13 protein-coding genes are annotated in these 16,459 nt (G+C 74.1%); 4 read left to right on the plus strand and 9 right to left on the minus strand.

Annotated features, from left to right (window positions below; all coding sequences use genetic code 11):
• Window positions 1–46: 46 nt before the first annotated feature.
• Complete coding sequence (locus OHA99_RS05280) at window positions 47–1,171, minus strand: glycerate kinase (RefSeq protein ID WP_381498937.1); 1,125 nt, start codon at window positions 1,169–1,171, stop codon at window positions 47–49.
• A 223-nt stretch (window positions 1,172–1,394) separates the two neighbouring features.
• Between OHA99_RS05280 and OHA99_RS05285 the strand changes: the two genes are divergently transcribed.
• Both OHA99_RS05285 and OHA99_RS05290 read left to right on the plus strand, forming a co-directional pair.
• Window positions 1,395–1,889, plus strand: a complete 495-nt coding sequence (locus OHA99_RS05285; protein ID WP_381498918.1) for an NUDIX domain-containing protein — start codon at window positions 1,395–1,397, stop codon at window positions 1,887–1,889.
• A gap of 40 nt (window positions 1,890–1,929) precedes the next feature.
• Entirely contained in the window at window positions 1,930–2,655 is a 726-nt protein-coding gene (locus tag OHA99_RS05290) for an NAD-dependent deacetylase (RefSeq protein WP_381498915.1), read from the plus strand.
• A gap of 22 nt (window positions 2,656–2,677) precedes the next feature.
• On the opposite strand, the gene OHA99_RS05295 is transcribed toward OHA99_RS05290, so the two are convergent.
• The 4 genes from OHA99_RS05295 to OHA99_RS05310 all read right to left on the minus strand — a co-directional run bounded on the left by OHA99_RS05295 (window position 2,678) and on the right by OHA99_RS05310 (window position 7,793).
• Window positions 2,678–3,529 carry an LLM class flavin-dependent oxidoreductase gene (locus OHA99_RS05295; RefSeq protein WP_381498934.1) on the minus strand — a complete coding sequence of 284 codons (852 nt, stop codon included), beginning with the start codon at window positions 3,527–3,529 and terminating at the stop codon, window positions 2,678–2,680.
• Window positions 3,530–3,756: 227 nt separating this feature from the next.
• Window positions 3,757–4,251 (minus strand): methylated-DNA--[protein]-cysteine S-methyltransferase, encoded by a 495-nt coding sequence (locus tag OHA99_RS05300; protein WP_381498912.1) that lies wholly within the window; start codon window positions 4,249–4,251, stop codon window positions 3,757–3,759.
• 55 nt (window positions 4,252–4,306) lie between these two features.
• Window positions 4,307–5,791 (minus strand): AlkA N-terminal domain-containing protein, encoded by a 1,485-nt coding sequence (locus OHA99_RS05305; RefSeq protein WP_322746703.1) that lies wholly within the window; start codon window positions 5,789–5,791, stop codon window positions 4,307–4,309.
• A 79-nt stretch (window positions 5,792–5,870) separates the two neighbouring features.
• Window positions 5,871–7,793 carry a heavy metal translocating P-type ATPase gene (locus OHA99_RS05310; RefSeq protein ID WP_366471734.1) on the minus strand — a complete coding sequence of 641 codons (1,923 nt, stop codon included), beginning with the start codon at window positions 7,791–7,793 and terminating at the stop codon, window positions 5,871–5,873.
• 85 nt (window positions 7,794–7,878) lie between these two features.
• On the opposite strand from OHA99_RS05310, the gene OHA99_RS05315 reads away from it, so the two are divergent.
• Window positions 7,879–8,241, plus strand: a complete 363-nt coding sequence (locus OHA99_RS05315; protein WP_345961924.1) for a metalloregulator ArsR/SmtB family transcription factor — start codon at window positions 7,879–7,881, stop codon at window positions 8,239–8,241.
• A 27-nt stretch (window positions 8,242–8,268) separates the two neighbouring features.
• Here OHA99_RS05315 and OHA99_RS05320 read toward each other — a convergent pair whose 3' ends face one another.
• Window positions 8,269–12,183, minus strand: a complete 3,915-nt coding sequence (locus OHA99_RS05320; protein WP_405694419.1) for a glycoside hydrolase family 2 TIM barrel-domain containing protein — start codon at window positions 12,181–12,183, stop codon at window positions 8,269–8,271.
• 280 nt (window positions 12,184–12,463) lie between these two features.
• On the opposite strand from OHA99_RS05320, the gene OHA99_RS05325 reads away from it, so the two are divergent.
• Entirely contained in the window at window positions 12,464–13,858 is a 1,395-nt protein-coding gene (locus OHA99_RS05325; protein ID WP_405694422.1) for a ricin-type beta-trefoil lectin domain protein, read from the plus strand.
• Window positions 13,859–13,895: 37 nt separating this feature from the next.
• On the opposite strand, the gene OHA99_RS05330 is transcribed toward OHA99_RS05325, so the two are convergent.
• The 3 genes from OHA99_RS05330 to OHA99_RS05340 form a co-directional block, all read right to left on the minus strand.
• The gene (locus OHA99_RS05330) at window positions 13,896–14,564 is read right to left on the minus strand and encodes an ATP-binding cassette domain-containing protein (RefSeq protein ID WP_366471309.1); all 669 of its coding nucleotides are present in this window, start codon (window positions 14,562–14,564) and stop codon (window positions 13,896–13,898) included.
• A complete protein-coding gene (locus OHA99_RS05335; protein ID WP_228126299.1) occupies window positions 14,557–15,483 on the minus strand; it encodes an ABC transporter ATP-binding protein in 927 nt (308 codons plus the stop codon). Before OHA99_RS05335 ends, OHA99_RS05330 begins: the two co-directional genes overlap by 8 nt.
• A gap of 86 nt (window positions 15,484–15,569) precedes the next feature.
• Entirely contained in the window at window positions 15,570–16,457 is an 888-nt protein-coding gene (locus tag OHA99_RS05340) for an ABC transporter permease (protein WP_194279865.1), read from the minus strand.
• Window positions 16,458–16,459 lie beyond the last annotated feature (2 nt).

Genomic DNA, 16,459 nt, shown 5'->3' on the forward strand with positions numbered 1-16,459 from the left:
CCCCCAGGGTCGGGAATGGGAAGGGGCGGCGGGGGCGAGACTCCCCCTACCCGACGAAGTCCCGCGCGATCGACTCCGCCACCCGCTCCAGGATCGGCCCCGCGTCCGCGATGCACTTCGCGACGTCCGGCTCGACATCCGTCAGCGGATACGCCCGCCGGATCCCCGCCCGCCCCAGCGTCTCCGCCGGCAGGGCGAGGCGCCCGCACACCGCGACGACCTCCTTGCCCGCGGCCCGGGCCGCCGCCGCGACACCCGCCGGCGCCTTCCCGTGCAGGGTCTGCTCGTCCAGCGAGCCCTCCCCGGTGATCACCAGGTCCGCCCGGTCCAGCGCCGGCGCGAAGCCCAGCACGTCCAGCATCACCGCGATGCCGGGCCGGAACCGCGCCCCCAGCAGCATCGCGCCGAAGCCGATGCCGCCCGCCGCGCCCGCGCCCGGCGACGCGGCGTACTCGGCGACTCGCGTGCCCACGCCCTCCGTCCCCTCCAGCACCTTCGCGAAGTGGGCGAGCGCGGCGTCGAGGGCCGTCACGTCGTCCGGCGAGGCGCCCTTCTGGGGTCCGTAGACCGCCGGGGCGCCCTTCGGCCCCGTCAGCGGATTGTCGACGTCACTGGCGAGGACCAGCTCCACGCCCGACAGCCGCGGGTCGAGACCCGACAGGTCGGCCGAGGCCAGCCCCGCGAGGCCGCCCCCGCCCGGCGCGACGGGCTCCCCGTCCGCGTCCAGGAACCGCGCGCCCAGCGCGGCCAGCATTCCGGCGCCGCCGTCCGTGGTGGCGCTGCCGCCGACCCCGAACACGATCGTCCGCGCCCCCGCGTCCAGCGCGGCCCGCAGCAGCTCGCCCGAGCCGTACGTGGACGACGTCAGCGGCGCGAGGACGCCTTCCGGGAGCCGCTGAAGGCCGCTGGCCTCGGCCATCTCCACCACCGCGGTGCCGTCGCGCAGCGCGTACGCCGCCGTCACCTCGTCGCCGAGGGGCCCGGCGACCCGCACCTCCCGGCGTTCGAATCCGGCGGCGACCGCGGCGGCCACCGTGCCGTCGCCGCCGTCGGCGACGGGCAGCGCCTCGACCAGGACGTCCGGCACGACACGGCGCAGTCCGGCCGTGACGCGCTCGGCGACCTCGACGGCCGTCAGCGACCCCTTGAACTTGTCCGCGGCGACGAGCACCCGGCGGGCCCCGTCCACAGCAGCGTCAGCCACCTTGATCTCCCCTTGCTCTCCGAGCCTTGCGCACGTCAAGGCAGTCGCGCCGCTGCGACCCTAACCGGAGGACACCCGCGCCGTCATGCCCTGCCCACACCGTGGAACCGGCCGTGCGCACGTCCCGGGTCTCCCCCGGGCCGCGTCGGGACGGCCCCGGGACCGGGCGCCGGCTCGTTACGCTTCCGGGATGACCACTCCTGACTACGCCACCTACATCGCCGGTCTGCCCCGCGTGCTGGCCGGCTCCGCCGCGGTCTTCAGGGACGCCGGGGGGCGGGTGCTGCTCGTCGAGCCCAACTACCGCGAGGGGTGGGCGCTGCCCGGCGGGACGATCGAGTCCGAGGACGGGGAGACCCCGCGGCAGGGCGCGTGGCGGGAGACCCTCGAGGAGATCGGGCTCGACGTGCGGATCGGACGCCTGCTCACGGTGGACTGGGTGCGCGGTGCGGGCAGGCCGCCGATCGTGGCGTACCTGTACGACGGCGGGGTCCTGGCCGAGGACGACCTCAAGGCGATCCGCTTGCAGGAGGAGGAGCTGCTGTCGTGGCGGCTGGTGCCGCGCGAGGACCTGGGCGGTCTGCTGCTGCCCGCGCTGCACGGCCGGGTGCTGGCCGCCCTGGACGTGCTCGCGGACGGCTCCGGCACGGCGGAGCTGGTCGACGGCGTCCGGGTGGACCGATAACCGTTCGCCGGGCCCGCACCGGCGCCCTACCCTCGACCGCATGACCGGCAAGCCCCTCGTCGCCATCCTCAGCGGTGCAGGCGTCTCGACCGACTCCGGCATCCCCGACTACCGCGGTCCGAACGGGCTGTGGCGGCGTGACCCGGACGCCGAGAAGCTCGTCACCTACGAGTACTACATGGGTGATCCCGAGATCAGGCGGCGTTCCTGGCGGATGCGGCGCGAGACCGCGGCGCTGCACGCCGAGCCGAACGCCGCGCACCGTGCGGTGGCCGAGCTGGAGCGGCGCGGGGTGCCGGTCCGGGTGATCACCCAGAACGTGGACGGCCTGCACCAGCTCGCCGGGGTCTCCGCCCGCAAGGTCCTCGAGCTGCACGGCACCGCGCGCGCCTGCGTGTGCACCGGCTGCCGGGTCCGGGGGCCGATGGCGGACGCCCTCGCCCGGCTCGACGCCGGTGAGGACGACCCGCCGTGCCTGGAGTGCGGCTCCGTCCTGAAGCCGGCGACCGTGATGTTCGGCGAGAGCCTCGACCCGGTGGTGCTGGGCGAGGCGGTCGCCGTCAGCGAGGCGTGCCAGGTGTTCGTCGCCGTCGGCACCAGCCTCCAGGTGCAGCCCGCCGCCGGGCTGGCCGGCGTGGCCGTCGACCACGGGGCCCGGCTGGTCGTCGTCAACGCGGAGCCGACGCCGTACGACGACCTGGCCGACGAGGTCGTCCGGGAGCCGATCGGCACCGCCCTGCCCGAGCTGCTGCGCGGGCTGGGCTGAGCCGCCCCGCCGGGAGGGACGGTCAGAACACCGCGTCCGCCAGGCGGTCGACCTGGTCGGGGTCCGAGGCCCAGCAGTACAGCACGACCTCGTCGGCACCGATGTCCCGGAAGGTGTCGACGGCCGCTTGGATCTCCCGTGCGGTGGTGAGCAGGCCCTTGGTCATGTACTCGGCGCGCCCGGTGAAGGCGTAGTAGTCGCCGAGCGCCCGACGGGCCCGTTCGACCGTGCCGTCCGGGCCGAGGGCGACGCTCGCCTGGGCGACCAGGCGCGGCCGGCCGGGGCGGTCGTGCCTGCGCCAGACCGCCTCGACCTCGCGGAACAGGCCGGCCATGTGGGCGGCGGGCAGCGCGGCGCCGAGGAAACCGTCGCCGAAGCGGCCGACCCGTTCCAGGGCGGCCGGGGCGAAGCCGCCGAACAGCACCTCCGGCCCGCCGGGCGTCGCGGGGCGGGGGCCGATGGGCCCGACGTCCCGGGCGTAGGGCTCGCCCTGCCAGGTCCGGCGCAGGAGGGTCATCTGCTCGTCGAGGCGGCGGCCCCGGCGGTGGAGGTCCATGCCGGCGGCGAGGAAGTCGTCGGCCCGCCCGCCGACTCCGATGCCGAGGGTGAAGCGCCCGCCGGACAGCCGGTCGAGGGTCGCCGTCTGCTTGGCGAGCAGCGCGGTGTTGTGGACGGGCGCGATCAGCACCTCGGTCTGGAGGCGGATGCGGGAGGTGGCGCCCGCGAGGGCCGCGAGGGTGATCAGGGGCTCGGGGTTGTCGTAGACGAGCCGGTCGAGCAGGCCGAGGGTGCTGAAGGCGAGCGCGTCGGCGCGCCGTGCCCAGCTCAGCAGCAGGGCGGGGTCGTCGACGGGAAGGCCGAGGCCGATACGCATGGGGCGCGTGGGATGCATGGGTGCAGTCCTCCGGAGGGCGTGCCGAAAGGGTGGCGCCGCCCCTCCGTGGCTCCGGGCTGCTGTGCGCGGGCCTGCTCCCCATCTGCGGCATCGTTCGGGAGAGCGTGGTCTTCGAAGTTCCGCGAGCGTAACGGGCCCCGTGGCGCGCGGGCAACGCGTTTTCACCCGGAGCCCACGCGTCCCAGCTGTCTGGAACTCCCGCCCGTCTAGAACAGTGCCTCCGGTCCCGCCGCCCCGCGTTCGAAGTCCAGCAGCCGCCGCTTGCGCTCCAGGCCGCCGCCGTAACCGGTGAGGTCGCCGCTCGCACCGACGACGCGGTGGCAGGGGACGATGATGCCGACCGGGTTGCGGCCGTTGGCGAGCCCCACGGCGCGGGAGGCGGCCGGGTTGCCGAGGGCGGCGGCGAGTTCGCCGTAGGTGCGGGTCTCGCCGTAGGGGATCTTCTGGAGCTGTGCCCAGACCGTGCGCTGGAACCGGGTGCCGTTCAGCCGCAGGCCGAGGGTGAAGTCCCTCCGTTCGCCGGAGAAGTAGGCCTCCAGTTGCTCCTCGGTCTCGGCGAAGGGGCGTTCGTCGCGGGCGCCGAAGGTCTCCTCGGGCGGGCGGTGGCGCTGATCGGTCATGTAGAGGCCGCACAGGGCGCCGTCCTCGGCGACGAGGGTGAGTGCGCCGTAGGGGCTGTCGATGACGGTGTGCTGTTTCACGGGTTTCGCTCCGGCTCCTCGAACGGCGAACGGGCTCATACACGCTTGTGCGGGCTCATACGGGCAGGAAGTTGATCGGGTGGTCGTCGGTCGCCCACAGGTACTGGACGGCGTACGCCCGCCAGGGCCGCCAGGCCGCCGCGCGGGCGGTGAGCGCGGCCGGGGTGGAGGGCAGGCCCAGCTCGGCGGCGGCGCGGCGGATGCCGAGGTCGGTCGGCAGAAAGGCGTCGGGGTCGCCGAGGGCGCGCATGGCGATGACGTCGGCGGTCCAGGGGCCGAAGCCCGGCAGGTCGAGGAGGCGGGCGCGGGTCTCGGCCCAGTCGCTCTCGACGCCCGGGTTGACCGAGCCGTCGGCCAGGTGGGCGACCAGGGTGGTGAAGGTGGCGCGGCGGGTCCTGGGCATCGCCAGGGTCTCCGGGTCCACCGCCGCCAGCGCCTCGGTGGACGGGAAGAGGTGGGTGAGGCCGCCCTCGGGGTCGTCCACCGGGTCGCCGTGCGCGGTGACCAGGCGGGCGGCGTGGGTGCGGGCGGCGGCGGTCGAGACCTGCTGGCCGAGCACGGCCCGTACGGCGAACTCGGCCTCGTCCACCGTGCGGGGCACCCGTCGGCCCGGGGCCTTGTCGACGAGCGGCGCGAGCAGCGGGTCGGCGCGCAGCTGGTCGTCGATCGCCACCGGATCGGCGTCCAGGTCGAGCAGGCGCCGGCAGCGGCTGATGGCGACGGTCAGGTCGCGCGGGTCGGTGAGGGTGAGGCGGCAGGCGATGTGGTCGGGCTTGGGGGTGAGGGCCACGATGCCGTGACCGTACGGGAGGCGCAGGGTGCGGCGGTACGCGCCGTCCCGCCACTCCTCCACACCGGGTACGGCGGTGGCGGCGAGGTGGCCGAAGAGGTTGTCGGGGTTGAGCGGGGTGCGGAAGGGGAGGCGGAGGGAGAGGGTGCCGGGGGCCGCGGCGGCCGGGCGGCTCCTGGGTGCGCGGGTGCGCAGTTCGCTCGGGGCGAGGGCGTAGACCTCGCGGACCGTGTCGTTGAAGGCGCGGATGGAGGCGAAGCCGGCCGCGAAGGCGATGTCCGCCATGGGCAGCGGGGTGGTCTCGATCAGCAGCCGGGCGGTCTGCGCGCGCTGCGCGCGGGCGAGGGCGAGGGGGCCCGCGCCCAGTTCGGCGAGGAGCTGGCGCTCGATCTGCCGGGTGCTGTAGCCGAGGCGGGCGGCGAGGCCGGGGACTCCCTCGCGGTCCACGACGCCGTCGGCGATCAGGCGCATGGCGCGGGCCGTGAGATCGGCGCGCCGGTTCCACTCGGGTGAGCCGGGGCTGGTGTCCGGGCGGCAGCGCTTGCACGCCCGGAACCCGGCCTGCTGGCAGGCCGCCGCGCTCGGGTAGAAGGTCATGTTCCCGGGCTTGGGCGGCACCACCGGGCAGCTGGGCCGGCAGTAGATGCCGGTGGTCAGGACCGCGGTGAAGAACCAGCCGTCGAAGCGCGCGTCCTTCGACCGCACGGCGCGCACGCAGCGTTCGGTGTCGGTGTGCATTCCCGTCTGCATGCGTCCAGGATGGCCCCCGGGACGGGTGGGGGCTGGCGGGAATCCGACATGCACGTGCCGCTTGCTGGGCTCTCGCGGATCACTCCGGGCGCCACGCCGACTCGCGCAGCAGCCGCAGGCCGTTCAGGCCGACCAGCACGGTCGAGCCCTCGTGGCCCGCGACGCCGATCGGCAGCGGCAGGTGTCCGACGAGGTCCCACAGGACGAGGACGGTGATGAAGACGCCGGCGACGACCAGGTTCTGGACCACCAGCCGGCGGGCGCGCCGGGAGAGCCGCACGACGGCGGGTACGGTCGTCAGCTCGTCGCGCACGACGACCGCGTCGGCGGTCTCCAGGGCCAGGTCGGAGCCGGCCCGGCCCATGGCGACACCGGCGTGTGCGGCGGCCAGCGCGGGGGCGTCGTTGACACCGTCGCCGACGAAGAGCACCCTGCGCCCGGCCCGCTCCCGCTCCCGTACGGCCTCGACCTTGCCCGCGGGCAGCAGTCCGGCGCGGACGTCGGTGATGCCGGTCGCGTCGGCCACGCGGGCGGCGGCGGCCGCATGGTCGCCGGTGAGCAGGGTGGGGGCGGTGCCGGTGAGGGCGGTGAGCGCGGCGGTGGCCGGGGCGGCGTCGGCACGGAGCCGGTCGGTGAGGGCGAGGGTGCCCAGGAGGGTGCCGTCGCGGGTGACGCGGACGGTGGTCTCGGCGCCGGCGGTGCCCTCGGTGGGATCGGCGCGGCCGACGTGCACCGTGTGTCCGTCGACCACGGCCGTCACCCCGAGGCCGGGAGCCGCCGTGAAGTCGTCCGCGGGCGCGATGCGCAGTCCCCGGGCGCGGGCGGCGGCCACGATCGCGCGGGCCAGCGGGTGTTCGCTGGGGTGCTCGGCCGCGGCGGCGAGGGCGAGGAGGGCGTCCTCGTCGAGGCCGGAGTCGGCGAGGGGGCGTACCGCGGTCACCTCGGGGGTGCCCTCGGTGAGGGTGCCGGTCTTGTCGAGGGCGGCGGTGTCGATCTCGCCGAGGCGTTCCATGGCGACCGCGGACTTGACCAGGACGCCGTGCCGGCCGGCGTTGGCGATGGCCGAGAGCAGCGGCGGCATGGTCGCCAGGACGACCGCGCACGGCGAGGCGACGATCATGAAGGTCATGGCGCGCAGCAGGGCGTCGGTGAGGCCGGCGCCGAAGGCGAGCGGGATGCCGAAGACCGCGAGGGTGGCGACGACCACGCCGACCGAGTAGCGCTGCTCGATCTTCTCGATGAACAGCTGGGTCGGCGCCTTGGTGCGGGACGCCTCCTCGACCAGGGTGACGATCCGGGCGATGACCGAGTCGGCCGGGTCGCGTCCGACGCGGACGCGCAGGGCGCCGGTGCCGTTGAGGGTGCCGGCGAAGACGTCGTCGCCGGGGCGCTTGAGGACGGGCAGGGACTCGCCGGTGATGGTGGCCTGGTCGACCTCCCCGGTGCCCTCGGCGACCGTGCCGTCGGCGCCGATCCGCTCGCCGGGCCGGACCAGGACGAGGTCGCCGACGGCGAGGCCGGCGGTCGGGACGGTCTCCTCGCCGCCGTCCCGCAGGCGGGTCGCGGTGGTGGGCGCGAGGTCGAGCAGGCCGCGCACGGAGTCGGCGGTGCGGGCGGTGGCCAGGGCCTCCAGGGCGCCGGAGGTGGCGAAGATGACGATGAGCAGGGCGCCGTCGAGGACCTGGCCGATGGCGGCGGCGCCGAGCGCCGCGACGATCATCAGCAGGTCGACGTCCAGGGTCTTGCCGCGCAGCGTCCGCAGTCCCTCGAGCGCGGGCTCCCAGCCGCCGGCGGCGTAGGCGACCGCGTACAGCGGGCCGTACGTCCAGGCGGGCGCGGAGCCGAGGTCGAGCGGCAGGGCCACAAGGAAGGCGACGAGGGACACGAGCGCCCAGCGGGCCTCGGGCAGGGCGAGGACGCGGGTGCGGCGGCGGGGCGGCGCCGGGGCGGTGGGCGCGGCCTGCGGAGCGGGGGCGACGGTGGTGGACACGCGGCACACCATACAGGAACACATGAAGACTCATTCATTCGTTCATCTGTTCATGTGCCTCCCGGGGATCCGTCAGGGGGATGCGTAAGATGACCGCATGGGTCACGGAGCCGCCACCACCGCGCAGGACGCCGCCGAGCGGGTGCGCCTGGACGCGGAGAACGTCGCGAAGGTCGCCACGACCCTCCAGGCCCTGTCCACCCCGTCCCGGCTGCTGATCCTGGCCCGGCTGCGCGAAGGCCCGCTGCCCGCCACCGAGTTGGCGGCGGAGGTCGGCATGGAGCAGTCGGCCTGCTCGCACCAGCTGCGACTGCTGCGCAATCTGGGCCTGGTGGTCGGCGAGCGCAAGGGCCGTTCCGTGGTGTACGCCCTGCACGACGACCACGTCGCCGGGCTGCTCGACCAGGCCGTCTACCACGTGGAGCACCTGCGGCTGGGGATCAGCGACGCCGCCGGCTGACGACGCCGCTCCCCCGCTCCCGTCCGGTTACTCCGTCGCCGTCCGCCGCCGTGCGGCCCGCGTCGCGTCACCGACGTCGGTGAGGGGCCGCAGCCGGTAGGTGTACGCGTAGTCCCGGTCGGCGAAGAGCTTGAACTCGTCGTGGGTGTGCGCGCCCCAGCTGTTGTCACCGCCGACGCCCATCTGACGGTAATTCAGGCGCAGGACGACCTCGTCCCTCGGCGTGAGCTGGTAGTCGTGCCGCACGCCGGCCGACAGGTCCTCCGGCGTGAAGTACGAGGCGTTGGCCTCCAGCAGGGGTTCGCCGGAGGCGAGCAGGCCCACGCCGTGGCGGTCGGTGAGCGCGATCCAGCGGACGTCGGTCTTGTTGCCGTTCTCCTGCGGGCGGATGTACGGGGTCCACTGCTCGGCGACGGTGCCTGAGTACAGGCCGACGTCCGTGCCGTCGTTGCGGTCCCAGTGGTTCTCCTCGGGACCGCGGCCGTACCAGTGCACCCGGTCCAGGCGGCGCGGCAGGAACAGCATCGTGCCGACCTCGGGGATGTAGGGCAGGTTCGCGGCGCCCGGACGCAGGGTGTTGTCGACCTTGATCTCGCCGTTGCCGAACACCGTGTAGGTGGTGCCGTAGGCGGACTCGACCGAGGTGGGCAGCGTGCCGGTGACCTCGATCTCGACGGCCCGGTCGCCGAGGGCCCGTACGGCGACGCCGGTGACCTTCCGGCGGGCGCCGGCGTCGCGCCAGGTCTGGTTGCGGGTGTGCTGGCCGTTGCCCTTGTCGTTGTCGGTGGGTGCGCGCCAGAAGCCCGGCACCGGCCCGGAGCTGATCAGGCGGGTGCCCTTCGCCTCGTAGGAGGTGATGGTGCCGGTGCGCTTGTCGACGGTGACCGAGAAGCCCTTGCCGGTGACCCTCACCTCGTCGTCGCGGTCCTCGTGGCGCAGCGCCGGGACGCTCTCCAGACGTGCCGGGGCCGGGGCGGGTGCGCCGCTCTCCAGGGGGAGCTGCTGGCGGGCCACCTCGAATCCGGCCTTCGCCCAGGGGGTGGACTCCTTGGTGGTGAAGGAGAGTTCCAGGAAGTACTCGGCCCCCGGGTCCGGGTCGTGCGGCAGGCGTACGGGGACCACGATGTCCTTCTCCGCGCCCGGTGCCACGTCCAGCTGGTCCCGGGTCAGCCTGCCGCGCCGTACGGTCCTGCCGTCGGCGACGAGTTCCCAGTGGCCGTCGAACTCGCGGAGGGGGGTGAAGAGGTACTCGTTGGTGAGGGTGACCGCGCCGGGGCCGCCGCCGGGGGTGCGGGCGGCGTTGATGGCCTGGTAGACGCGTTTGACCTCGGCGGCCTTGCCGGTGTGGCGGCGGTCGGCGGTGACGATGCCGTCCGCGACGAAGGCGCCGTCGTTGGGGTTGTCGCCCCAGTCGCCGCCGTAGGCGAGGAACGTCTTGTCCCCGGGCCGCTTCTTCTCGCTCTTCACGGTGGCGGCGTCGAACCAGAACCGCACGCCGTCGTCGTCGGGGCCGCGGCCGTCGGAGGCCAGTTCGGCGGCGCCGAGGGCGCGGGCGTAGACGCGGGCCCGGCGGATGGTGCCGCTGAACTCGCGCACCTGGTTGTCGGCGTCGGAGGCGAGCGCGAGGGGCGCGGTGTTGCTGCTGGGGCGCCGGTCGGTGGTGCGGGTGGCCCGCACCGTGCCGTCGACGTGGAGGGTCAGGGTCCCGGCGTCGGCGTCGAAGACGCCCGCGAGGTGGTGTTCGCGGCCGGTCCAGTCGTCCGGCACGGTCCAGTTGGCGGTGATCCACTGGCCGTCGGAGTGGATGAAGAACTCCAGGGTCCGGCCGTTCTGCTTCAGCGCGTACTGGGTGTCGCCCTTGGCGATGATCGGCTGGTGGTAGCCCGTCACGTCCGGCGTGATCCAGGCCTCCAGGGTGAGCGAACCGGTGAGGTCCAGGCTGTCGTCGCGTTCGAAGACGGTGATGCCGGACAGGCCCTCGGCGCGGTCGAGGGTGCCGCGGGTGGCGAGGATCTCGCCGCGCAGTCCGGCGGGCCCGGCCTCGGTGAGCAGGGTGCGGGCGGGGACCGGCGTGTAGAGGGACTGGTCGACGAAGTCCCAGATCCAGCCGCCCTGGAGCACGTCGTGGGCGCGCACGACGTCCCAGTACTTCTTGAAGTTGCCGGTCGAGTTGCCCATCGAGTGGGCGTACTCGATCATGACGTACGGCCGGGTGTCGGCGGTGTCCTTCGCGCGCTGCTCGACGCGCTGCGGGCTGTCGTACATCGCCGAGCGGATGTCGCTGATGCCGGGGCGGTCGTCGCCCTCGTACTGGATGACGCGGGTGTCGTCGTAGGAGCGGATCCAGTCGTGCATCGCGGTGAAGGTGGAGCCGCCGCCCGCCTCGTTGCCCAGCGACCAGATGACGACCGAGGCGTGGTTCTTGTCGCGGTGCACCATGTTCTGGGCGCGGGCGACGCAGGCGGCGGTCCAGTCGGGATGGTCGCCGGGGTACTCGCCGCGGATGCCGTGGGTCTCGAGGTTGGTCTCGTCGACGAGGTAGAGGCCGTACTCGTCGGCCAGCTCCAGCCAGTACGGGTTGTCGGGGTAGTGCGAGGTGCGGACGCTGTTCATGTTCATCCGCTTGATGATCCTGATGTCCTCGACCATGTCCTCGCGGGTGAGCGCGGTGCCGCGGGAGGGGTGCATCTCGTGGCGGTTGGTGCCGCGGAAGGACACCGGCTCGCCGTTGATCCGCATCAGCCCGTCCTTGAGCGCGAACTCGCGGAAGCCCACCCGGTGCGACAGGGTCTCGGTCACCTTCCCCGCGGGGTCCCGCAGGCGCAGGACGGCCGTGTAGAGGTTCGGGTGCTCGGCCGACCAGAGCCTGGGCTTCGGGACCGCCTTCGCGGCCCGTACCGTGACGTCCTCCCCCGCGCGGGCCTCGCCGACCTCGACGGGCTGCTGCAACGGCCGGGACCAGACGGCGTGGCCGCGCGCGTCGTAGAGCTGGGTCTCGACGGTGTAGCGGCCGGTGCCGCCCTCGCCGTACGCCCGCACGCTCGCGGTGACGGCGAGTTCGGCGCCGGTGTAGGTGGCGTCGAGCGGGGTGTCCAGCTTGAAGTCGCGCAGGTGCACGGCCGGGGTGGAGTAGAGGTGGACCGAGCGGAAGATGCCGCTCAGCCGGATCATGTCCTGGTCCTCCATCCAGTCGCCGTCGGAGTAGCGGTAGACCTCGACGGCGATCTGGTTGGTGCCCGGCTTGAGGTGGTCGGTGACGTCGTACTCGGAGGGCGTGTAGGAGTCCTCGTCGTAGCCGACCAGTTCGCCGTTGATCCACACGTAGTGCGCGGACTTGACGCCCTCGAAGTGGAGGAAGGTGCGGCGGCCCTTCCAGTCGCGGGGGACGGTGAAGGTGCGCCGGTACTGGCCGACCGGGTTGTAGCGGGTCGGCGCGGCGGGCGGCTGCGGTTCCTCACCGCGGCCGTTGGGGCCCCAGTACGGGTAGGTGATGTTCAGGTAGATGGGGAAGTCGTGGCCGTGCAGCTGCCACACGGACGGGACCGGGATGGTCTCCCAGTCGCCGTCGTCCACGTCGGTGCGGTGGAAGTCGGCGTCCCGGTCCTCGGGGCGGTCGGCGTAGGCGAATTTCCAGGTGCCGTCCAGGCTCAGCCGGTAGGGCGAGCGGGCGCGGTCACCGGCGAGGGCCTGCTTCACGTTCTCGTACGGCGTGAGCGTGGCGTGCGGCGGCTGGGTGCCGAGCCGGAAGACGCCGAAGTCGTTCCACTCCGGGGGCTCGTCGGCCGCCGCTCTCCGTCCGGCCGCCCGCGCGGTGACGGGCGACGCGGAGAGGGCGAGCGCGCCGAGGACGGCGGCCCCGCCCTCCAGGAGGCGGCGGCGGCTGACGACCGGGCGGGGCGGACGGGCCGGGGACTGGGCGGGGGACGCGGGCGAGTGCGGCATGACCGTGGCCTTCCGTGGGCATCGGGGGCGGCTCAACACACGGTGCTTCGACGGTGGTTGACGGTGGGGCGGATCTCAACTGCCGGTGACGCGGTGACTACTGGATCAGGGTCACCCTAGGACTCGAACAGAACCGAATCAATTATCCCGTCGGAGTTTGTTTGTTCCTGATGGGCGGCGGCGTACCGGGACGACCGGTCGGGAATCCTGGACCCTTGGGGCAACCAGGACTGCCCCGGGAGCCCCTGACGGGGACTCGCCCACCACGTAACGTCCTGGCGTGAACCTGTGGACTTCCCTGGAGCCCGCGTCCGCGACGGTGGACCCCGGCAGCAGTACGCGTGTGCGCCTGCGCGTGCGCAATACCGGTGACGTGGTGGACGAGTACCGGTTCGAGCCCGTCGGGGACGTGGCTCGCTGGACGACGGTGGAGCCGCAGACCCTGCGCCTGTATCCGGGGACGACCGGCACCGTCGAGCTGACCTTCGCCCCGCCGCGCACACCGGACGCGACGGCGGGACCGAACCCCTACGCCGTGCGGATCACGCCGACGGAGCATCCGGACGCGGTGACCGTCCCGGAGGGCAACCTCACGATCACCTCGTTCACCGAAGTGCGGGCCGAGTTGGTACCGCCCACGGTGAAGGGGCGGTTCCGGGGCCGGCCCCGGCTGGCGGTGGACAACCTCGGCAACACGAAGGTGACGGCGTCGGTCGCGGGCAGCGACACCGGCGACCACCTGTCGTACGAGATCCGGCCGTCGAACGTGCAGATCGAGCCGGGGCGTGCGGCGTTCGTGGAGACGACGCTGAAGCCGAAGCAGGTGATCTGGTTCGGGTCGAAGGAGGAGCGGCCGTACACGCTGGCGGTGAGGCGCTCCGGGGTCGATCCGACCGACGTCGAGGGCACGTATGTGCAGCGCGGGTTCCTGCCGCGCTGGCTGGCGACGTTCTTCGGGATCTTCGTGGCGCTGGCCATCGCGTTCGTGATGATCTGGATCGCGTACAAGCCGCAGGTCCGCAGCAGCGCCACCGAGCGGACCCAGCAGGCGGGCGCCGCACTCGCCCCCAGTCCCAGCGCCAGCCCCGAGACCCTGCCCAGCAGCGCCGAGTCCGCGCCCGTCGAGCAGCCGCAGGCGGAGCAGCCGGCCACGCGGGAGCCGAAGGACGACGGAGGCGGCGGAGGCGGAGGCGGCGGCGAGAAGGCACCGGCGCCCGGCAAGTCCGAGAAGGAGTCCTCGGGCGGGGGCGACAAGGAGAAGCAGGAGCCCGAGGCCCCTGAGACCGTCGCCCCCGGCACCACCATCTACGGGCACGCCTCGAACCGCTGCATCGAGGTGGCGGGCCACAAGTGGCGGGACGGCGCGCCGCTTCAGATCGCGGACTGCACCGGCAAGAACTGGCAGAAGTGGGACTTCCGTCCCGACGGCACCATCCGGTCGCTGGGCCTGTGCATGGACGCGACCTGGGGCGGCACGGCCAACGGCACCGTGGTCCAGGTGGCGGTGTGCAGCGGCAACCCGGCGCAGCAGTTCATCCTGGCCGGGCCCAAGGACCTGGTCAACGTGCAGGCCAACAAGTGCGTGGACGTCGTGGACGGGAAGACCGGGAACGGCGCGAGGCTCCAGCTCTGGGAGTGCGACGGCAAGGACGACCAGAAGTGGAGCACCCGCTGACGTACCCCGGCCGCCCTCGGCTCCGGGACGGGAGGGGTCAGTGCTCCGCCGGGGAGGTCAGGGAGGCCCATTCCGCGGTGCGGTCGCACCAGCGGTCCAGCAGGACACGGTCGTGGCCGACGGCCAGCAGCCCCGCCCCGGTGCCGGCCCGGTAGTCCTCCACCACCCGGACCAGGGCGGCCGTGGTCGAGGCGTCGAGCATCGCGGTCATCTCGTCGCACACCAGCCAGCGCGGGCGCAGCACCAGGGCGCGGGCGAGGCAGGCGCGCTGCAATTGGCCGTCGCTGACCTCGTGCGGGCGCCTGGTCAGCAGGTCGGCGGTCAGTCCCACGCCGGCGGCCAGCTCGGCGACCCGGCCGGCGGCCTCGTCCCGGCGTCCGGTGGCGCGCAGGGGCTCGGCGACCAGGTCGGCCAGGGTGAGCCGGGGGTCGGCGGCGAGACGGGGCTGCTGGAAGACGACGCCGAAGGCGGTGCGCAGGTCGCGCGGGGCGCGGTGCCGCCAGTGCCGTACCGGCGTGCCGTCGAGGTGCAGGGCGCCCGCGTCGGGCCGGTGCAGCAGGGCGGCGACGCGGGCGAGGGTGGACTTGCCGCAGCCGCTGGGACCGAGCAGTCCGACGGCCTCCCCCGGCGCCACGGACAGGGAGACGTCCCGGAACACGGGCGCTCTCCTGTCGTATCCGGCGGTGACGGTCAGCAGTTCAAGCACGGTCGACGGCCTCCGTGAGCGCGGCGTGCGGATGGTGGCAGGCCACCGCGCGATCCGGCGGGGGCAGGACGGCGCAGGCGTCGGTGGCCCGGTCGCAGCGGGCGGCGAAGGCGCAGCCGTCGGGGAGGGCACCGAGTTCGGGCGGCAGGCCGGGGACGGGGGTGAAGGCACGGTCGGGCAGCGCGTCGAGCAGACCGCGGCTGTAGGGGTGGCGCGGGCCGGGGGCGCCGAAGAAGGTCCGGGCGTCGGCGAGTTCGACGATGCGGCCGGCGTACATGACGGCGATGCGGTCGGCGACGCGCTCGGCGGCGGCCAGGTCGTGGGTGATCATCAGCAGGGCGCGGCCCGCACCCTTGTCGACATGTCGCCTCAGCTCGTCGACCGTGCGGTCCACCAGGTCCCGGTCGAGCCCCGTGGTCGGCTCGTCGGCGAGCAGCAGCGGGGCGTCGCCGACGAGGGCGAGGGCGGTGGCGGCGCGCTGGGCGAGGCCGCCGGAGAGTTCGTGCGGATGGCGGTCGAGGTGGTCGGGCGGGAACGCGGCGCGCGCGGCGGCGGCCTCCGCGGCCTCGCGCAGGGCCGTGCGGCCGCCCCGGACGCCGGTGAGTTCCGCGACCGTCTCCTCCAGTTGCGAGCGCACGGTGCGGACCGGGGTGAGGTGGGCGGCCGGGCTCTGCGGGACGAGGCCGATCAGCCGGCCCCGTACGGTGCGGGCGAAGGTCCGCTCGTCGGCGGCGAGCAGGTCGAGGTCGCCGAGGAGCGCGCGGCCCGCGGTCTGGGCGTTGCCGGGCAGCAGCCCGAGCAGCGCGGAGGCGAGGACGGACTTGCCGCAGCCGCTCTCGCCGATCAGGGCGAGGCACTCGCCGGCCGCCACGTCGAAGCGGGCGTCGGTGACGGCGGCGACGCGGCGCCCGCCCGGCATGCGGAAGCGCACCGACAGACCGTGCACCGACAGCACGGGGGACACCGACGGCACGGCGGGCACCGACGGCACGGGGGCTCGCTCGGTCACAGCATCAGCTCCGATCGCCGGCGCGGGTTGATCCGCTCCCGCCAGGCGCCCGCGAGTCCGGCGACGGCGAGGGTGGGCACGATGATGAACAGGCCGGGGAAGAGGGTGGGCCACCACTGCCCGGCCAGCAGCGAACCCCGCGCCTCCTGGATGAGGTTGCCGAGGCTCGCCGTGTGGGTGGGCAGACCGAGCCCGAGGAAGGACAGCGCCGACTCGTGCCACATGGCGTGCGGCACCATCAGTACGGCGGCCAGCGCGGCCTGCGGCAGCACGCCCGGCAGCAGATGCCGTACGGTCACCCGCCACCGGGAGGCGCCGCCGGAGACCGCCGCGTCGATGTGGGGGCGGGCGCGCAGGGACAGCACCTCGGCGCGGACGATGCGGGCGGTGGACAGCCAGTGGGTGAGCGCGACGGAGGCCACCACCGGCCAGACGCCCGGCCGGAACATGGCGACGATGAAGATGCCCATCAGCAGGTGGGGCACGGAGGACAGGGCGTCGACGACCCGCATCACGCCACGGTCGACCCAGCCGCCGAACGCCCCGGCGGCGGCGCCCACGGCGGTGCCGACGACCGTCGCGGTCAGGGCGGCCGCCACCCCGACGAGCAGGGAGACGCGCAGGCCGTACACGCAGCGCAGCAGCAGGTCGCGGCCGACGTCGTCGGTGCCGAAGGGGTGCGCCCAGTCGGGGGCTCGCAGCTTGGCGGCCAGGTCGACGGCCTGCTGGTCGAGCTGCACCAGCGGCGGCACGAGCAGCACGGCGAGCACGGTGACGGTCAGCAGCGCGGCGGAGGTGCGCAGGCGCAGGGTGCGGGTGGAGCGGCGGTCGCCGCCGGCGGCCCGCCACGCGGTGCCGGTCTTCTCTCCGACGGCGTCAGCCATGA

This window comes from Streptomyces coelicoflavus (genome assembly GCF_045041415.1).
GTDB lineage: Bacteria > Actinomycetota > Actinomycetes > Streptomycetales > Streptomycetaceae > Streptomyces > Streptomyces coelicoflavus.